General features: G+C 48.0%; 15 protein-coding genes. 8 read left to right on the forward strand and 7 right to left on the reverse strand.

From position 1 onward, the window contains the following. Window positions 1–199: 199 nt before the first annotated feature. From gyrA to dnaA, 7 genes are all read right to left on the reverse strand, one after another. On the reverse strand, window positions 200–2,782 hold the full coding sequence (gyrA, locus tag J7E21_RS15660) for a DNA gyrase subunit A (RefSeq protein ID WP_215109466.1): 2,583 nt from the start codon (window positions 2,780–2,782) through the stop codon (window positions 200–202). A gap of 30 nt (window positions 2,783–2,812) precedes the next feature. Continuing rightward, on the reverse strand, window positions 2,813–4,741 hold the full coding sequence (gene gyrB / locus J7E21_RS15665) for a DNA topoisomerase (ATP-hydrolyzing) subunit B (RefSeq protein ID WP_215109467.1): 1,929 nt from the start codon (window positions 4,739–4,741) through the stop codon (window positions 2,813–2,815). Between the two features lie 47 nt (window positions 4,742–4,788). Further along, window positions 4,789–4,998 (reverse strand): hypothetical protein, encoded by a 210-nt coding sequence (locus tag J7E21_RS15670; protein WP_215109469.1) that lies wholly within the window; start codon window positions 4,996–4,998, stop codon window positions 4,789–4,791. Window positions 4,999–5,004: 6 nt separating this feature from the next. After that, the gene (gene recF, locus J7E21_RS15675) at window positions 5,005–6,117 is read right to left on the reverse strand and encodes a DNA replication/repair protein RecF (protein ID WP_215109471.1); all 1,113 of its coding nucleotides are present in this window, start codon (window positions 6,115–6,117) and stop codon (window positions 5,005–5,007) included. Then, entirely contained in the window at window positions 6,107–6,346 is a 240-nt protein-coding gene (gene yaaA / locus J7E21_RS15680) for a S4 domain-containing protein YaaA (protein ID WP_285228760.1), read from the reverse strand. The genes recF and yaaA overlap by 11 nt, the downstream gene beginning before the upstream one ends. Window positions 6,347–6,453: 107 nt before the next feature. Next, the gene (gene dnaN / locus J7E21_RS15685) at window positions 6,454–7,590 is read right to left on the reverse strand and encodes a DNA polymerase III subunit beta (protein WP_215109472.1); all 1,137 of its coding nucleotides are present in this window, start codon (window positions 7,588–7,590) and stop codon (window positions 6,454–6,456) included. Between the two features lie 170 nt (window positions 7,591–7,760). After that, a complete protein-coding gene (dnaA, locus tag J7E21_RS15690) occupies window positions 7,761–9,104 on the reverse strand; it encodes a chromosomal replication initiator protein DnaA (protein ID WP_215109474.1) in 1,344 nt (447 codons plus the stop codon). A gap of 487 nt (window positions 9,105–9,591) precedes the next feature. Between dnaA and rpmH the strand changes: the two genes are divergently transcribed. The 8 genes from rpmH to noc all read left to right on the forward strand — a co-directional run bounded on the left by rpmH (window position 9,592) and on the right by noc (window position 17,210). Then, complete coding sequence (gene rpmH, locus J7E21_RS15695; protein ID WP_215109476.1) at window positions 9,592–9,729, forward strand: 50S ribosomal protein L34; 138 nt, start codon at window positions 9,592–9,594, stop codon at window positions 9,727–9,729. An 89-nt stretch (window positions 9,730–9,818) separates the two neighbouring features. Further along, complete coding sequence (gene rnpA, locus J7E21_RS15700) at window positions 9,819–10,160, forward strand: ribonuclease P protein component (RefSeq protein WP_215109479.1); 342 nt, start codon at window positions 9,819–9,821, stop codon at window positions 10,158–10,160. 68 nt (window positions 10,161–10,228) lie between these two features. Next, window positions 10,229–11,008 (forward strand): membrane protein insertase YidC, encoded by a 780-nt coding sequence (yidC, locus tag J7E21_RS15705; RefSeq protein WP_215109481.1) that lies wholly within the window; start codon window positions 10,229–10,231, stop codon window positions 11,006–11,008. Beyond that, the gene (jag, locus tag J7E21_RS15710) at window positions 11,005–11,790 is read left to right on the forward strand and encodes an RNA-binding cell elongation regulator Jag/EloR (protein ID WP_215109483.1); all 786 of its coding nucleotides are present in this window, start codon (window positions 11,005–11,007) and stop codon (window positions 11,788–11,790) included. The genes yidC and jag overlap by 4 nt, the downstream gene beginning before the upstream one ends. Before the next feature lie 327 nt (window positions 11,791–12,117). Further along, entirely contained in the window at window positions 12,118–13,503 is a 1,386-nt protein-coding gene (gene mnmE / locus J7E21_RS15715; protein ID WP_215109554.1) for a tRNA uridine-5-carboxymethylaminomethyl(34) synthesis GTPase MnmE, read from the forward strand. Between the two features lie 23 nt (window positions 13,504–13,526). Beyond that, entirely contained in the window at window positions 13,527–15,410 is a 1,884-nt protein-coding gene (mnmG, locus tag J7E21_RS15720) for a tRNA uridine-5-carboxymethylaminomethyl(34) synthesis enzyme MnmG (protein ID WP_215109485.1), read from the forward strand. Between the two features lie 140 nt (window positions 15,411–15,550). Then, window positions 15,551–16,264, forward strand: coding sequence for a 16S rRNA (guanine(527)-N(7))-methyltransferase RsmG (gene rsmG / locus J7E21_RS15725; RefSeq protein ID WP_215109487.1), 714 nt, complete (start codon window positions 15,551–15,553; stop codon window positions 16,262–16,264). An 85-nt stretch (window positions 16,265–16,349) separates the two neighbouring features. After that, window positions 16,350–17,210 carry a nucleoid occlusion protein gene (noc, locus tag J7E21_RS15730; protein WP_215109489.1) on the forward strand — a complete coding sequence of 287 codons (861 nt, stop codon included), beginning with the start codon at window positions 16,350–16,352 and terminating at the stop codon, window positions 17,208–17,210. The last annotated feature ends 127 nt before the right edge of the window (window positions 17,211–17,337 follow it).

Genomic DNA, 17,337 nt, shown 5'->3' on the forward strand with positions numbered 1-17,337 from the left:
GTGACGTCTTTCGTTGACGTTTTGCTGTTCAGTTTTCAAGGTTCATGTTGTGCGCCTTGTTTTGGCGACTTGATAAATATATCACGCACCGCAACGTACGTCAACAGTTTTATAGAAAAACTTTTCCTTTCGCCAAATCTCTTTCTATATAAGAAACAAAAGAGCTTGCCGACGAATCGGCAAGCTCTTTTAATGCTCATTATTCTTCTGTGTCTTCCTCTACACTTTCATCCGTTTCGTCTGAAACGATTTCATCTTCTGTGTAGACATCCGCTTCTGCACTTTCTTCGATGAGTGCTTCCACATTTTCTCCTTCAGCTAGCTCGGCTACTTCAGATACCTCTTCATCATCCAAGTCTTTTTTCACTTTGGTGACGGTAGCGACGACTTCTTCATCGCCGAGGCGGATTAGCCGCACGCCTTGCGTATTTCTGCCAGTCGTCGAAATATCTTCAACGTCCATACGAATCAACACGCCGTGCTGTGTGATCAGCATGATATCTTCTGTTCCGTTCACAGCACGGACAGCTACGAGCGGTCCGTTCTTCTCTGTGATATGGCACGTCTTGATTCCCATACCACCTCTTGACTGGACGCGGTACTCGGCTTCTTTCGTCCGTTTTCCGTATCCGTTTTCCGTGATGACCAAGATTTTATCATCCGTCTCCAATGTTTCCATGCCGACGACTTGGTCGCCTTCACGCAGACGAATACCGCGGACGCCACTTGCTGCACGCCCCATGCTGCGGATATCAGTTTCTGGAAAGCGGATCAATGCGCCGTCCCGCGTTCCGATGACTATCTCTTGTTTGCCATCAGTCATCTTGACCGAAATCAATTCGTCATCTTCCCGCAAGTTAATGGCGATTAATCCGTTTTGGCGGATATTGGCGTAGCTGATCACCGGCGTCCGTTTGCTGAGGCCTCCGCGAGTTGTGAAGAAGAAGAAATCATCTTCTTTAAACTCTTCAACACGGATTACTGCAGTAACTTTTTCGTTCTTGCCGATTTCCAAAAGGTTAACCAATGGCAAGCCTTTTGCCGTCCGGCCGTACTCAGGAACTTGATAGCCTTTTTTGCGATAGACTTTCCCTTCGCTTGTAAAGAACAGAATCGTGTCATGCGTCGAGGTGTACAAGAGATGCTCGACGAAATCATCGTCGTTCGTGCCCATCCCTTGAACTCCTCGGCCGCCGCGCTTCTGGCTGCGATACGTATTGGCCGGCAAACGTTTAATGTATCCGTTATGCGTTAAGGTCAATACGGAAGCTTCCCGCGGAATCAGATCTTCATCTTCGATCATTTCCGAACCGCCGACGGTAATTTCTGTTCTGCGTGCATCATTGAAGCGATCTTTAATTTCAAGCATCTCTTCACGGATGATCTCGAGGATTTTCGATCCATCTGCAAGAATTTCCCGCAATTCATTGATAAGAGCGACAAGACCTAAGTATTCTTCTTCGATCTTATCCCGCTCAAGGCCAGTCAAACGCTGGAGACGCATGTCCAAGATCGCTTGAGACTGCCGCTCAGATAAGTTGAAATCATTTATCAAACCGTTGCGGGCTTCTTCTGCCGTTTGAGAACCGCGGATCAATGCGATGATGGCATCGATATGGTCCAGTGCGATGCGCAACCCTTCCAGGATATGCGCACGGTCTTCTGCTTTTTGCAGATCGAATTCCGTACGGCGGCGAATGACAACTTTCTGATGCTCGAGATAATGGTAGAGAACATCTTTCAAGCCCAATACTTTCGGCTGCCCATCAACGAGTGCTAGCATATTGATTCCGAAGCTTGTTTGCATGGCCGTCTGTTTATAGAGGTTATTCAATAGAACATTGGCACTCGCATCTCTGCGCACTTCGATGACGACACGCATGCCGTTGCGGTCGGATTCATCGCGCAAATCGGTGATGCCGTCGATTTTCTTGTCGCGCACGAGTTCTGCGATTTTTTCAATCATTCGTGCTTTGTTGACTTGATAAGGAAGTTCATGGATGAGGATTACTTCCTTGCCGTTTGGCTTCGTTTCGATTTCAACGACCGCACGGATCAACACCGAACCTTTGCCGGTTTCGTAGGCGCGGCGGATGCCGCTCCTTCCGAGGATGATGCCTCCGGTCGGGAAATCAGGGCCTGGAATGTATTCAAGCAATTCTTCTGTTGTGATGGCCGGGTTATCTGCTAAAGCGAGAACCGCATCGATCGTTTCTCCGAGGTTATGGGGCGGAATATTCGTGGCCATTCCGACCGCAATTCCGGAAGTCCCGTTGACGAGCAAATTCGGGAATCTGCTTGGCAATACCTTCGGTTCTTTTTCCTGGCCGTCGTAGTTTTCCTGGTAATCAACCGTGTTCTTATTCAAATCACGCAAAATTTCCATGGAAATTTTTGACATCTTGGATTCTGTATAACGCATGGCCGCCGCTGCATCCCCGTCGACAGAACCGAAGTTTCCGTGTCCATCCACGAGCATATAACGGTAGCTGAAATCTTGCGCCATGCGCACCATTGTTTCGTAAACCGCGCTGTCGCCGTGCGGATGATATTTACCGATTACATCGCCGACGATACGCGCTGATTTTTTATAGCCTTTGTCTGCTGTGATCCCGAGGTCGTGCATCGCGTACAAAATACGCCGATGCACCGGCTTCAGGCCGTCCCGGACATCCGGTAGCGCACGCGAGACGATAACACTCATTGCATAATCGAGAAATGATGTGCGCATCTCCGTGCTGATATTGATTTCTTCTATTCCGCTGCCTGATCGTTCCGCCATATCTGCAGCCCCCTCTCAACTCTTGGTGCGTTAAACATCCAAATTCTTAACATAACTGGCATTTTCTTCGATAAAGTTGCGGCGCGGTTCAACGTCGTCTCCCATTAACATATGGAAGGTTTCATCCGCCGTCATCGCATCTTCAAGCGTTACTTGCAGCAATGTCCGGAAATCCGGATCCATTGTTGTATCCCATAATTGCGTAGCATTCATCTCGCCGAGCCCTTTATAACGCTGGACATGCGGCTTTGGCGACGCCGGAAGTTCGGCGAGCGCTTTTTTCAGCTGAGCATCCGAATAAACATAATCGACATGTTTGCCTTGCTTGATCTGGAACAATGGCGGCTGTGCGATGTAAATATAGCCGGCTTCAATCAATGGCCGCATATAGCGGAACAGGAACGTCAACAGCAAAGTGCGGATATGGGCGCCGTCGACGTCGGCATCGGTCATGATGACGATTTTATGGTAACGGGCTTTGTCCAAATTAAACTCTTCACCGATTCCTGTACCAAGCGCTGTGATGATATTGCGGATTTCCGCATTGACCAGAATTTTATCGAGCCGCGCTTTTTCCACATTGAGGATTTTCCCGCGCAGTGGCAAGATCGCCTGGAAATGACGGTCGCGTCCGGATTTAGCGGATCCGCCCGCCGAATCTCCCTCTACGATATAAATTTCACTGATTTTCGGATCGCGTGAAGAGCAATCTGCGAGTTTCCCCGGCAAGCTTGATACTTCGAGCACGGATTTGCGGCGCGTAAACTCACGAGCTTTTTTCGCAGCCATTCGGGCATGGGAAGCCATAATACCTTTATCTATAATTTTTTTAGCTATTGATGGATTTTCCAGCAAAAAGCGTTCAAATCCGCCTGAGAACAGATTATTGACGATGGTCGAAACTTCCGTATTGCCAAGTTTCGTCTTCGTCTGACCTTCGAATTGAGGATCTGGGTGCTTAATGGAAATGATCGCCGTCAACCCTTCCCGGGCGTCTTCACCGGTCAAGTTTGCTTCGGCATCTTTCAAAACGCCTTTTTTGCGACCGTAATCGTTGATAACACGTGTTAAAGCTGTTTTAAAGCCGGATTCGTGCGTTCCGCCTTCATGCGTGCTGATGTTATTGGCAAAAGAGAAAATATTGGCAGCAAATCCGCCGTTGTATTGCATGGCAACTTCGACAGTGATGCCGTCCCGCTCGGCTTCAACAAAAATCGCTTCTTCATGAAGCGGATCTTTCGATTTGTTCAAATGCTCAACGTAGGATTTGATTCCGCCTTCGTAATGGTAATCCTTTTCCTGCTCTTGCCCTTCCCGCTCATCGCTGACGATGATCTTCAAGCCGCGGTTCAAATAAGCGAGCTCGCGCAGGCGATGGTCAAGAATATCGAATTCATATTCCGTCGTTTCTTCAAAGATTTCACTGTCCGCTTTAAAGCGGATTGTCGTGCCGGTCTTTTCGGCTTCACCGATCACACTCAGTTCTTTTTTGACTGCGCCGCGCTCAAATTCGATAAAGTGGCGCTTGCCGTCTCGGTGGACGTATACTTCCGTCGTTTCGGACAAGGCGTTGACGACGGACGCGCCGACACCGTGAAGGCCGCCGGACACTTTATAGCCACCGCCGCCGAATTTCCCTCCGGCGTGAAGAACCGTCATGATGACTTCTACTGCCGGACGGCCCATTTTTTCCTGCATATCGACTGGAATGCCACGGCCGTTATCTTCCACGCGGATCCAGTTGTCTTTTTCGATCGTGACACGGATTTCATCGCAATGGCCGGCGAGGGCTTCATCGATGCTATTATCCACAATTTCCCACACTAAATGATGTAGTCCTCTCGATCCCGTAGACCCGATATACATGCCTGGCCGTTTCCGGACCGCTTCTAAGCCTTCCAATACTTGAATCTGGTCGGCGCCATATGATTGCTGGAGATTCGTATCTTCCATAGCCATTCCGTTCACCTGCTCTTTCTTCGCAACTCGTTATTTCCATTGATCCTTTATAATCTGTTTTGTTGAATTTTCTTTAATAATGCCTGGGTTCGATAAGGCGAACCGTAGACGAAATCATCGGTGACGACATAGGATTTCACTGCATCTGGCGACACCAAAAGCCGCACAAAAGCTGACGGCACGTATTGTTCATGATGGACCACCGCGATGATTTCCGACGTGGCGATCAATTGGGCGGTCCCGATTTGGACATACATGCCGATTCACTCCTTGACCGTTCCGTTCGTTACTTCGAACAGACGGGCGCTCTGGATGGTGTCATGCTGGATGCCATCTACGCTGGTCGTCGTGACAAAAGTCTGTACAGAATCGCGGATCGTGTTCAATAGGTGCGATTGGCGGAAATCGTCGAGTTCAGACAAGACGTCATCAAGCAGCAGTACAGGTGCTTCGCCCACTTCCTGCTTGATCAGTTCGATTTCGGCGAGCTTCAAAGACAAAGCGGTCGTCCGCTGCTGCCCTTGTGAGCCGTACGTTTGGACGTCGTAACCGTTGACGAAAAACTGCAAGTCGTCCCGGTGCGGCCCGACCAGTGTCACGCCACGCTCGAGTTCGCGCTTTTTCACTTCCTGCAGCTTTTGCCCTAAAAAAGACGCCATTTCAGCAGGCGTCCATTCGGGCTTCAAGCCGCTTATCGGCTGATAGCGGATTTCCAATTGTTCAAGCCCCCGGGAGATGCCGTGATGGATAGGTTCAGCCCATTTTTGCAGCAATTCCATAAATCGGAATCTTTTTTGTATAATTTTTACAGCCGCTTCGATAAATTGCTCTGTGTAGACCTCGAACATGACATCATTGATCTTTTGCTTGCCGTAATGTTGCTTCAATATATGATTGCGCTGTTTCAACAGCTTCTGGTAATTGACAAGATCATGGAGATAGACCGGTGAAATCTGGCCGATTTCCATATCGATAAAGCGGCGCCTGATTTGCGGACTGCCTTTCACTAAGTTCAGGTCCTCAGGAGCGAACATGACGACATTCAATTGGCCAACATAATCACTCAGCCGCTTTTGCTCCAGATGGTTAACTTTCGCTTTTTTGCCTTTTTTGGAAAAGCTTATTTCAAGCGGCAGTTTGCCATATTTCCGGAGCACATCAGCTTTAATTTTACCATATTCCGCATCCCAGCGTATCAATTCTTTGTCATTGCTCGTGCGGTGGGATTTCGCCATCGATAATACGTACAGCGATTCCATAATGTTTGTTTTGCCTTGTGCGTTCTCACCGATGAACACATTGATTCCCGGCGAGAAGTCGAGCTTGAGCGATTCATAGTTGCGGTAATTGACTAACTCGAGGTTGTCAATGCGCATTGAAGCTCATGCCTTCGGCGACAACGATGCGGAACTCCCCCGTCCCTGGTATGTTCACGGTATCTTCAGGGCGCAATTTGCGTCCTCTGCGGTCTTCCGTTTCCCCGTTCACCAACACTTCATGTTCACTCAAAAACCATTTTGCCATGCCGCCTGAACTAATCGTATTTGTCATTTTCAGTAGTTGTCCCAATGTGATAAATTCCGTCTCAATCCCAATTTCCTTCAAAATACACTCATCCTTCGATTCGTAGTCTTACCCTTTATTTTACCCTATTTGCCCCTATAAGTAAAAAGGATAGCCTTTATGGGCTATCCTGAGGGTTTTGGTTCTAATTAATATGTCCGGACAGGAAGAATCAGCTGAAGAATCGAGTCATCCAAAGCCGATTTCAAAATGAACGGGCGCATTGCTCCAGTGAACTGGATGACGACATCTTGGCCGTCGATCGCTTTCAAGGCATCCATCATAAACTTCGCACTGAAGGAAATCTTTAGTTCTTCGCCGTCCACGCTTTGTGCCTGCAATTGCTCTTCGACTTTCCCGACTTCCGGGGAATTCGAAGATACTTCGACTTCGTTGCCTTCATTTGTTGACAAGCGCACGACATTATTGCGTTCTTCACGCGCCAATAAAGAAGCCCGGTCGATCGCCTGAAGCAAAGAACGGCCGTTTACGGTGACCGTCGTTTTGTATTCAGACGGGATGAGGCGCGATGTATCCGGATAGTTTCCTTCCAATAAACGCGAGAAGAACAAAATGTGTTTGGATTTGAACAACACTTGTTGGTTGGTCATAACGATTTCGACCGGATCCGACGTGTCATCGAGTATTTTGTTCAATTCGTTCAAGCTTTTGCCTGGAATGACAACGCTGTACTCGCCTTCCGGCAAAGTTTCGAGTTTCGTTTTGCGGCGTGCTAAGCGGTGACTGTCGGTTGCAACGCAAACGAGCTCGCCTTCTTTCACTTCCCAGTGAACGCCGGTAAGTACCGGGCGGGTTTCAGAACTGGACACAGCAAATACAGTTTCTCTATTGATTGTTTTCAACAGATCCGCTGGAATCGTGAAAATGCGGTCGTCTTGGATATCAGGCAATTGTGGATAATCCATTGCATCGAGTCCAATAAGATGGAATTCGGATTTCCCTGAACGGATATGCGTCTGGAAATTTCCAGTAATTTCAATTTCGACTTCATTGGTCGGCAATTTGCGGACGATTTCCCCGAACACTTTTGCTTGTAATACTATGCTTCCGCCTTCTGTGACATCGATCAGCTGCTCGCCATCTTCTTCTGCTGGGATGAAAGTCTGGATTGTAATATCGGAATCACTTCCTGTTAAACGCATTCCTTCTGTAGATACATCCATTTTGATTCCTGTCAAAATTGGAATTGTTGTTTTTGAACTGACTGCTTTCATTACATCGTTTAAACCATCAACTAATCGCTCACGTTTTATTTCGAATCTCATTCTCGAACCTCGCTTATATATATATTTTAGTTAGTAGTACTTAAAGACAGTAATAGTAGTAGGGGCTGTGAATATGTGGATAAGTACAAAATGAGTAACAAAAGCAGCTTATCCACATGTAGACAACCTGTGCATAAGCTGCTTAGCAAAAACGGTGGTTATCCACAGCTTTATTTACCGAGTGCGCTGCGGATTTCCTTAACGTCATGCTGAAGCTGTTGATTCTCTTTCAGCAGCTTGTTGATTTTTTCGTGCGCATGGATGACCGTCGTATGGTCGCGCCCGCCGAATTCTTCGCCGATTTTCGGCAAGGAAAAATCCGTCATTTCGCGTGATAAGTACATCGCGATCTGCCGCGGATACGCAATATCTTTTGTGCGCCGCTTGGTTTTAAAATCATCAAGCTTAACGTTAAACTGCTCGCCGACCGCATTTTGGATGTCCAAAATGGTGATCACTTTCGGTTTCGAGTTCGGCATGATGTCTTTTAATGCTTCCGCTGCAAGTTCCGCGCTCATGTCCCGGTTGATCAAAGAGGAATAAGCGACGACTCGGATCAGCGCGCCTTCTAGTTCACGGATGTTGGAATCAATCGAGTTGGCGATATACGTCATGACGTCATTCGGGATGTCCAGGCCATCCGCTTTCGCTTTTTTGCGCAAAATAGCTATGCGCGTTTCCAAGTCCGGCGGTGTGATATCCGTGATTAAACCCCATTCAAAGCGGGATCTCAAGCGATCTTCAAGCGTTGGAATTTCTTTCGGCGGCCGGTCGCTCGAGATGATGATCTGTTTGGATTCTTCATGCAGCGTATTGAATGTATGGAAGAATTCTTCCTGGGTTTGTTCTTTTCCGGCCAGAAATTGAATATCGTCAATGAGCAGAATGTCGACATTGCGGTATTTGTTGCGAAAATCGACGGTCTGGTTGTCACGGATCGAGTTGATGAACTCGTTCGTGAATTTTTCAGACGACAAATAAACAACTTTAGCGTTCGGGTTGTGTTCGATGACATAATGTCCGATTGCGTGCATAAGGTGGGTCTTGCCAAGTCCTACGCCTCCATAAATGAAAAGCGGATTATAAGCTTTTGCCGGCGCTTCGGCCACTGCTAATGAAGCGGCGTGCGCAAAGCGGTTGCCGGAACCGATGACGAATGTGTCAAAGGTATACTTCGGGTTCAGCATACCCGGCAAAAACTCTTGCTGCTCCGCCTGCCCCGCTTTGATGCGGGGAGCGGGAAGCTGGAAATCATCCATATCCTGATCTTTTGGCACAACAAATTTAATGAGCGCTTCGTCTCCTGTCAGATCTGTCAAAATGCCCGTAATCAAGTGCACGTAATGGTTTTCAAGCCAGTCGCGCGCAAAAGAATTCGGAGCTGAAATGGTTACAGTATCTTCTTTGTAAGATAAGAGCTTCGTTGATTTGAGCCAAGTTTCAAAACTGGGTTTGGAGATCCTTTTCTCGACTTGGGCTAAGACACTCGACCAAATTTCGTCTAAGTGTTTCAATAGCGTATCTCCTTTATATGAAAAGATTTTTACAGTATACCATACACAAAGCCACAGCCTGTGGATAACATTTGCAAACAGGCTCGGGAAAAGTTATCCACACCTTACCCACAATGTGTGGGTAACTATTTAGAGCAAAAGTTGTTAACAAGTGAAAACAAAACAATGTTATCAAAAATCGATAGACATTACAAGCCTTTCTTTCACTTATCCACATAGCGGTTTTTGTTCACATTTGTGATATCCACAGGCAGTTTGTATGTTAAAAACCTGTCGATAAGGCTTGTGGATAATTTTTTTTCGGAAAAAACTGGCCACAGGCAGTGCACCGAAAGTGTTTTTGGATTGTGTATAACTTCCCTATAGTTTGTGGCTGGCTGATAAGCCGCATTCAAAAGAAATCATTGACAGAGACACCATGGCGCCTTTATAATTGTCGAGACTGTCTTTAGAAAATAGTTAACTTTTATATAGGAGGTGTAAGATCATGACATTGCGCACATACCAACCAAATAATCGCAAACACAGCAAAGTGCACGGCTTCAGAGCACGCATGAGCACGAAGAACGGACGTCGAGTTCTCGCTGCACGTCGTCGTAAAGGAAGAAAAGTACTATCAGCTTAAAGTCCACTGACCGCATCAGTGGTCTTTTTTTTCTTTTTTGCCGAAATTGAGCGGAAATGCATCAAAATAAGCAAGTAGCAGGTGAAAGAATGAATAAGTATCAGCGGATCAAGAAGAATAAGGAGTTTCAGCGCGTCTTTAAAAAAGGAAAATCATTTGCGAATCGGCAATTTATCGTCTATTTACTGAAGGGCGACCAGGAGGAATTCCGTTTTGGTCTATCCGTCAGCAAAAAAGTAGGCAATGCGGTCACCCGCAATCGCGTTAAGCGCTATATCCGCCAGGCCTTCTTGGAACTGAAGGATGATCTCCTGCCGACCGCCGATTACATTATCATCGCCCGACCACAGGCGGCCAAGTTGGATTTTCATGAAAGTAAGAAAAATTTGGAGCATGTGCTGAAAATTGCACGCGCTTTGCCGAAGAAGTAGATGCTAGATGCCGGATATATCCGGATGTTACTATAGAAAGTAATTGAATAGAGTTTGGAGGAAGCAAAGTGAAGAAGAGAACAGGATTGCTCTTCGCCTTGGTGGCTGTTGCCCTCTTATTGTCGGGTTGTATGGAGTTTGATCAGCCGATCAGCGACCAAAGCGAAGGGTTTTGGAATGGATTCATTGTCTGGCCGTTAGTATCTATCATTACGTTCTTTAAGGATTTCTTAGGTACATACGGATTCGGGATTATCGCAGTAACGATCCTCATCCGCCTCGCACTATTGCCTTTGATGATCAAACAGACGAGAAGTTCGAAACGCATGCAGGAAATCCAGCCGGAGCTTGCTAAGTTAAAAGAGAAATACAAATCAAAAGACGCCGTCTCCCAGCAGAAATATCAGCAGGAAATGATGGCGATGTTCCAGGAGAAAGGCGTCAATCCGATGGCGGGCTGTCTGCCAATCGTAATCCAGATGCCGATTCTAATCGGTTTCTACCATGCGATCAGCCGCATGAACGCGACCCCGGAAATCGATCTTGGCACGTTTTTGATCTTTCCGCTCGCAGAACCGAGTATCATCTTGGCGATTACAGCTGGTTTGATGCAATTGGTCGTCTTGCGCACCGGTCCTGCAATGGACAATCCGCAAATGAAGGCGATGATGTATTTCATGCCGGTCATGATTGTCGGATTCGGGATTATCTTGCCGTCCGCATTGACTTTGTACTGGGTAATCGGAAATATCATCTCATTCATCCAAAACATGTTCATTTACCGTCCATGGGAAAAGAAAGAAGTGCAACAGCCTGTTAAAACGAAAACAGGAGGGGCTAAAAAGTGAAGCAGCTTACACAAACGGGGAAAACGGTTGATGATGCGATTGCAGCAGCCTTGGAGAAATTGAAGAAATCACAAGAACAAGTGACGGTTCGCGTCATCGAAGAAGGAAAAAAGGGGTTTTTCGGCTTTGGTGCAAAAAACGCGGAAGTCGAAGTAACCGTTAAGGAACCATCGGATGCTCCGGAAACGGTGCAGAAAACAGAAACATCGGACGCGAAGCCTTCTGATGAAGAAATCGCTGCGGAAATGCCAGCTGCACCGCTGGAAGAAGACGGCGAAGAGCCGGATTTCGAACAGCAGGAGTCTGAATCCGCCACCAAACCCTCAAACGACATAGCCATTGCAGAAACGAAAAACTATTTGCAGGATGTCGCAAAAGGCATGAAAATTGAAGACTTGACCGTAACGCATGAAAAACAAGGCAAAACGGTGCGCTTTACGTTGGAAAGCGAAAAAGTGGCGGTACTGATCGGCAAAAGAGGGCAAACCTTAAACGCGCTTCAGCAGTTGGCGCAATTGGTCGCTAACCGCCATGCTGAACAATTTATGACCGTCGAGCTCGATGCCGAGAATTACCGGGAACGCCGCCAGGAAACATTGGAACAATTGGCGGATCGGATGGCGGATAAAGCTATTCGCACCGGCAACCGTGTCCAGTTCGAACCGATGCCCTCCTACGAACGAAAAGTGATCCACCAAGCGCTGTCAAGGCGCCTTGATATCGATACGCATTCGGAAGGAAAAGATCCGAACCGCTATTTGGTTATTGAACCGCATAAATAACAAAAAGCCGCCGGCAAGCCATTTTCATGAGCTTGTCGAGCGGCTTTTTTTATGGAAAAAACCAGAAGTTTGGGAGGAGTGGGCGACGTTAATCCCTGATGTATATTTATGCAGATCAAAATTGCACCCCCAACCGAAAAAATTACCAAATAAGAGCGGTGTGTCTTTCGGTTTCAAGCGCTTTGTGGTATTGTAGTATGTTGTAAAGTCACGCGCATTTTGACTGTTGTCCACATGTGGACAACTTTTTTATCTCATAAATCAGGTTGGGGGTAACTGCATTTCGGAAACCTTCAGCGTTTTGTTGCAAGAGGAGGAAGCATCATGATGGAATTTGATACGATTGCCGCAATTTCCACACCGAGCGGTGAAGGGGCAATCGCCATTGTCCGGTTGAGCGGACCTGAAGCGGTAACGATTGCTGACCGTTTGTTCCGTGCGCCCACTAAAAAAGCGCTCGCTGAACAAAAGAGCCATACCATTCATTACGGCCATATAGAAGATCCGGCAACACAAGAAATGGCGGAGGAAGTAATGGTTGCGCTGATGAGAGCACCGAAGACGTTCACCCGCGAAGATGTCGTGGAAATCAATTGTCACGGGGGTATCGTATCGGTCAATCGTGTGCTCACACTCGCCTTACGGGCCGGCGCACGGCTGGCGGAGCCTGGAGAATTCACGAAACGCGCCTTCCTTAACGGGCGAATCGACTTGTCCCAAGCAGAAGCCGTCATGGATTTGATCCGTGCGAAAACGGACCGTGCGATGGACGTAGCATTGACGCAGATGGAAGGCCGCTTATCCCGCCTCATCAGCTCGTTGCGCCAAGCGCTATTGGAATCGATTGCGCAAATGGAAGTGAACATCGATTATCCGGAGTATGACGACGTGGAAGAAATGACGCGCCCGATGATGCTCGAAAACGCCGGGTGGGTGCAAGCGGAAATCGCCAAATTGCTCCAGACGTCCCAGCAAGGCAAAATTTTGCGGGAAGGCTTGTCGACTGTCATCATCGGACGTCCGAACGTCGGGAAATCCTCGCTATTAAACAGCTTAGTCCAGGAAAATAAAGCAATCGTCACCGAAATCGCTGGCACGACACGCGATATTATCGAAGAATACGTCAATGTCCGCGGTGTGCCGCTGCGATTGGTCGATACGGCAGGAATCCGGGAAACAGAGGACATCGTCGAGCGGATCGGCGTCGAGCGCTCGCGCAAAGTGTTGAAAGAAGCCGATTTGATCCTCTACGTACTGAATTACGCGGAGGCGCTGACAGAAGAAGATCTGCTGTTGTTTGAAGCGGTTCGGGACATGAATTATATCGTCGTCATCAATAAAACCGATCTGCCGCAGAAAATCGATTTGGCTCAAGTTAATGAACTGACCGGCGGTACACACCTTGTGACGACCTCTTTAATTGAAGAAGAAGGAATTGATCAGCTCGAGGAAGCGATTTCTGAATTGTTCTTTGAAGGGGAAATTGAGGCGGGGGATATGACTTATGTATCCAACGCACGGCATATCTCGCTCTTGCACCAAGCGCACGATACCATTTCAGATGCGATTTCAGCCGCTGAAATGGACGTGCCGGTCGATATGGTCCAGATCGACGTGACCCGCACATGGGAAATCCTCGGTGAAATCATCGGAGATACAGCGGATGACGGCTTATTGAACCAATTATTCTCGCAGTTTTGCCTAGGAAAATAAATTTTTGAAGGGACTGAACGAACATGCCACAATACGAAGCAGGCACGTTCGATGTCATCGTCGTTGGCGCAGGCCATGCCGGAGCGGAAGCAGCACTTGCTTCTGCGCGCATGGGCGCCAAAACACTTGTGTTGACGATGAATCTAGATATGATCGCGTTTATGCCGTGCAATCCGTCCATCGGCGGACCGGCTAAAGGCATCGTTGTACGTGAAATTGATGCACTGGGCGGGGCAATGGGCCGCGTCATCGACAAAACACATATTCAAATGAGAATGCTCAACACAGCGAAAGGGCCGGCTGTCCGCGCATTGCGCGCACAAGCCGATAAAGTGCTGTACCAGCAGGAAATGAAGCGCTTGATGGAAGAACAGGAAAACTTGACCTTGCACCAAGGCATCGCAGAAGAGTTGATCGTCGAGGAGGGCCAAGTGTCCGGCCTTATTACGCAAGTCGGCGGCATTTACCGTGCGAAAACGGTTGTCATCACGACCGGTACATTCCTGCGCGGAGAAATCATCATCGGCGATCTGCGCTACTCAAGCGGGCCGAACCACCAACAGCCTTCCATTAAATTGGCGGAAAACCTGGAACAACTGGGCTTTGAGACAGTCCGTTTCAAAACCGGCACACCGCCGCGTATCAACAGCAACAGCATTGATTACTCGAAAACGGAAATCCAGCCGGGAGATGATGTGCCGCGAGCGTTCAGCTTTGAAACGACGGAATATATCATGGACCAGATGCCGTGTTGGCTGACCTATACGACGAGCGAAACGCACAAAATCATCGATGAGAACTTGCATTTGTCGCCAATGTATTCCGGCATGGCAAAAGGCACAGGGCCGCGCTATTGCCCGTCAATCGAAGACAAAATCGTCCGTTTCAGCGACAAACCGCGCCACCAGATTTTCCTGGAGCCGGAAGGGCGCTCGACGCGTGAAGTATACGTACAAGGCCTGTCAACGAGTTTGCCGGAACATGTACAGCGCAAGTTGCTGGAATCGATTCCGGGGCTTGAGAAGGCCGATATGATGCGTTCAGGCTATGCCATCGAATACGATGCCATCGTGCCGACGCAATTATGGCCAACACTCGAATCCAAACAAATTACCAATTTATATACAGCAGGACAAATCAACGGCACGTCCGGCTACGAAGAAGCTGCGGGACAAGGGATTATGGCAGGCATCAACGCCGCCGCAAAAGTGCTCGGCAAAGAAGAAGTGATCTTGAGCCGTTCCGACGCGTATATCGGCGTTTTGATCGACGATTTGGTGACAAAAGGGACGAGCGAGCCATACCGTTTATTGACTTCGCGTGCAGAATACCGTTTATTGCTGCGCCACGACAACGCAGACTTGCGCTTGACGGAACTGGGCTATAAACTCGGCATGATTACACAAGACCGCTATGCGCGTTTCCTCGACAAAAAAGACAATATCGAAGAAGAAATCAAGCGACTGCGCGGCATCATCATCAAGCCAAATGAAAACACGCAGCAAGCGATACGAAACGCGGGCGGCAGTGAGCTGAAAGACGGCATCCGCGCCGCAGATTTGCTGAAACGCCCGGAAATGAACTATGAGATGGTTGCAAGCTTAACCGAATCCGTAGGGGTGCTCGACGAGGAAGTAAAAGAACAAGTCGAGATTCATGTAAAATACGAAGGCTATATCGAAAAATCGCTTCAGCAAGTCGATAAGCTGAAGAAAATGGAAAACAAAAAGATCCCCGAAAACATCGATTACGATGCTATTTCAGGTGTCGCGACGGAAGCGCGCAGCAAACTGAAAGAAGTTTTGCCGCTGTCGATCGCCCAAGCTTCGCGTATTTCCGGTGTCAACCCTGCTGACATTTCAATTTTATTGGTGTATATTGAACAAGGAAGAATTGCCAAAGTCTAACTGAAATTTCACGCGTACGAAACAGCGTGCGTGTTACAGGGCGGCACGGCCGCCAGCACATAAACAGAACGCGAAATGGGCTGGTATCCGCCAGCCCATTTGCTGTTGTATAAAAAAGAGGGGCGAGAGGAGGAAATGCATTGAACGAACAACAATTCAAACAAGCGCTGAAAGAAAAAGGCATCGAACTGACAGAGCGCCAACTCGAACAGTTCCGAAGCTATTACAAGGAACTCGTGGAATGGAACGAAAAGATGAACTTGACGGCGATCACCGGCCAGAAAGATGTTTATTTGAAGCATTTCTACGACTCGATCACTGCCGCATTCTATTTGGATTTCACAAAACCGCTGGCACTTTGTGATGTTGGAGCGGGAGCGGGCTTTCCGAGCATTCCACTCAAAATCTGCTTCCCACATATAAAGGTGACTATCGTTGACTCCTTGAACAAACGCATCCAGTTTTTGAATCATTTGAGCGAAGCGCTCGGGCTCGACCAAGTTTCTTTCGTCCATTCACGAGCAGAAGATTTCGGGAAATCCGAGCACCGGGAAAGCTACGACATTGTCACAGCACGCGCTGTGGCAAGATTGTCGGTGCTGGCTGAACTGTGTGTGCCGCTTGTCAAACAAGGCGGTGTATTTGCCGCGATGAAAGCAGCATCTGCGCCTGACGAGTTAAAAGATGCGGAAAAAGCGCTGCAGATCCTCGGCGTGAAGCAAGAAGCGGTACATGCGTTCCAGTTGCCGGTCGAAGAAAGCGAACGCTATATACAAGTGTTCCGGAAATTCAAAGGGACACCGAATAAATACCCGAGAAAAGCGGGCGTACCGAATAAATCACCGATCAGTTAATGTTTCACGTGGAACATACGGGGGAAAAGACTGCGCTTTTGCAGTTTGACAACAAAAGCAAGTTTTTAAAAGGTGGTGCCTAAGGATGAAAAGTCCTTTTTCACGTCTCTTCGGAGGCGGAGACAAAGCAAATGATGCAGTAACAGAAGTGCCGAGCAAAGCTTCTGAAGAAGTGGTGAAAATACCACTGGATAAAATTCATGCCAATCAATTCCAGCCGCGGACCGTTTTTGATGCCGAGAAAATCGAAGAATTGGCCCGGACGATACATGTCCATGGTGTCATCCAGCCGATTGTGGTCAGAGACTCGAAGCAAGAAGGCTTTTACGAAATCATCGCAGGAGAGCGGCGCTACCGGGCGATGACTTCGCTCGGCTGGGAAGAGGTTCCAGCAATTGTCCGGCAGTTGAGCGATAAAGAAACCGCCTCAATCGCTTTAATTGAAAACCTGCAACGCGAAGAGTTGACTGCGATCGAAGAAGCGCATGCCTACGAGAACTTGCTGGAAATCCAAGAAATCACACAGGAAGCGCTCGCGCAGCGCCTTGGCAAAAGCCAGTCGACCGTGGCCAATAAATTGCGCTTATTGAAATTACCGGAGCCGGTTCAGCAGGCGCTGCTCAATCGGACCATCACAGAACGCCATGCCCGTGCATTATTGCCGGTGAAAGAGCCCACCGTACAGCAGCAGCTATTGGATGAGCTGATCCGAGAAGGGCTCAACGTCAAAGAACTCGAACAACGTATTAAAAGCTTGTCTGTGGAACAGCCGCAAAAGCAGAAGCCACGCAGAAAAGCAGTCAGCCGGGATATGCGCATCGCAATGAACACGATCAAAGAGTCGTTGTCGATGGTCAAAAAAAGCGGCATCGAGCTGGATACAGTGGAAGAAGAACACGAGGATTATTACCAAATCACCGTAAAAATCCCAAAAAACCGGACATAAGCTCTTTCCTTTTGGGAAAGGGCTTTTTTTTGGCAGATTTATCTCTATCAAACAGGAATTTTGATACAATAAAGAAATGAAAGCTGTCGTGGATAGCCATATTGTCATTTCCGCAGTAAGATAAAGG

Source organism: Planococcus sp. ISL-109, from assembly GCF_018613655.1.
Classification (GTDB): domain Bacteria; phylum Bacillota; class Bacilli; order Bacillales_A; family Planococcaceae; genus Planococcus.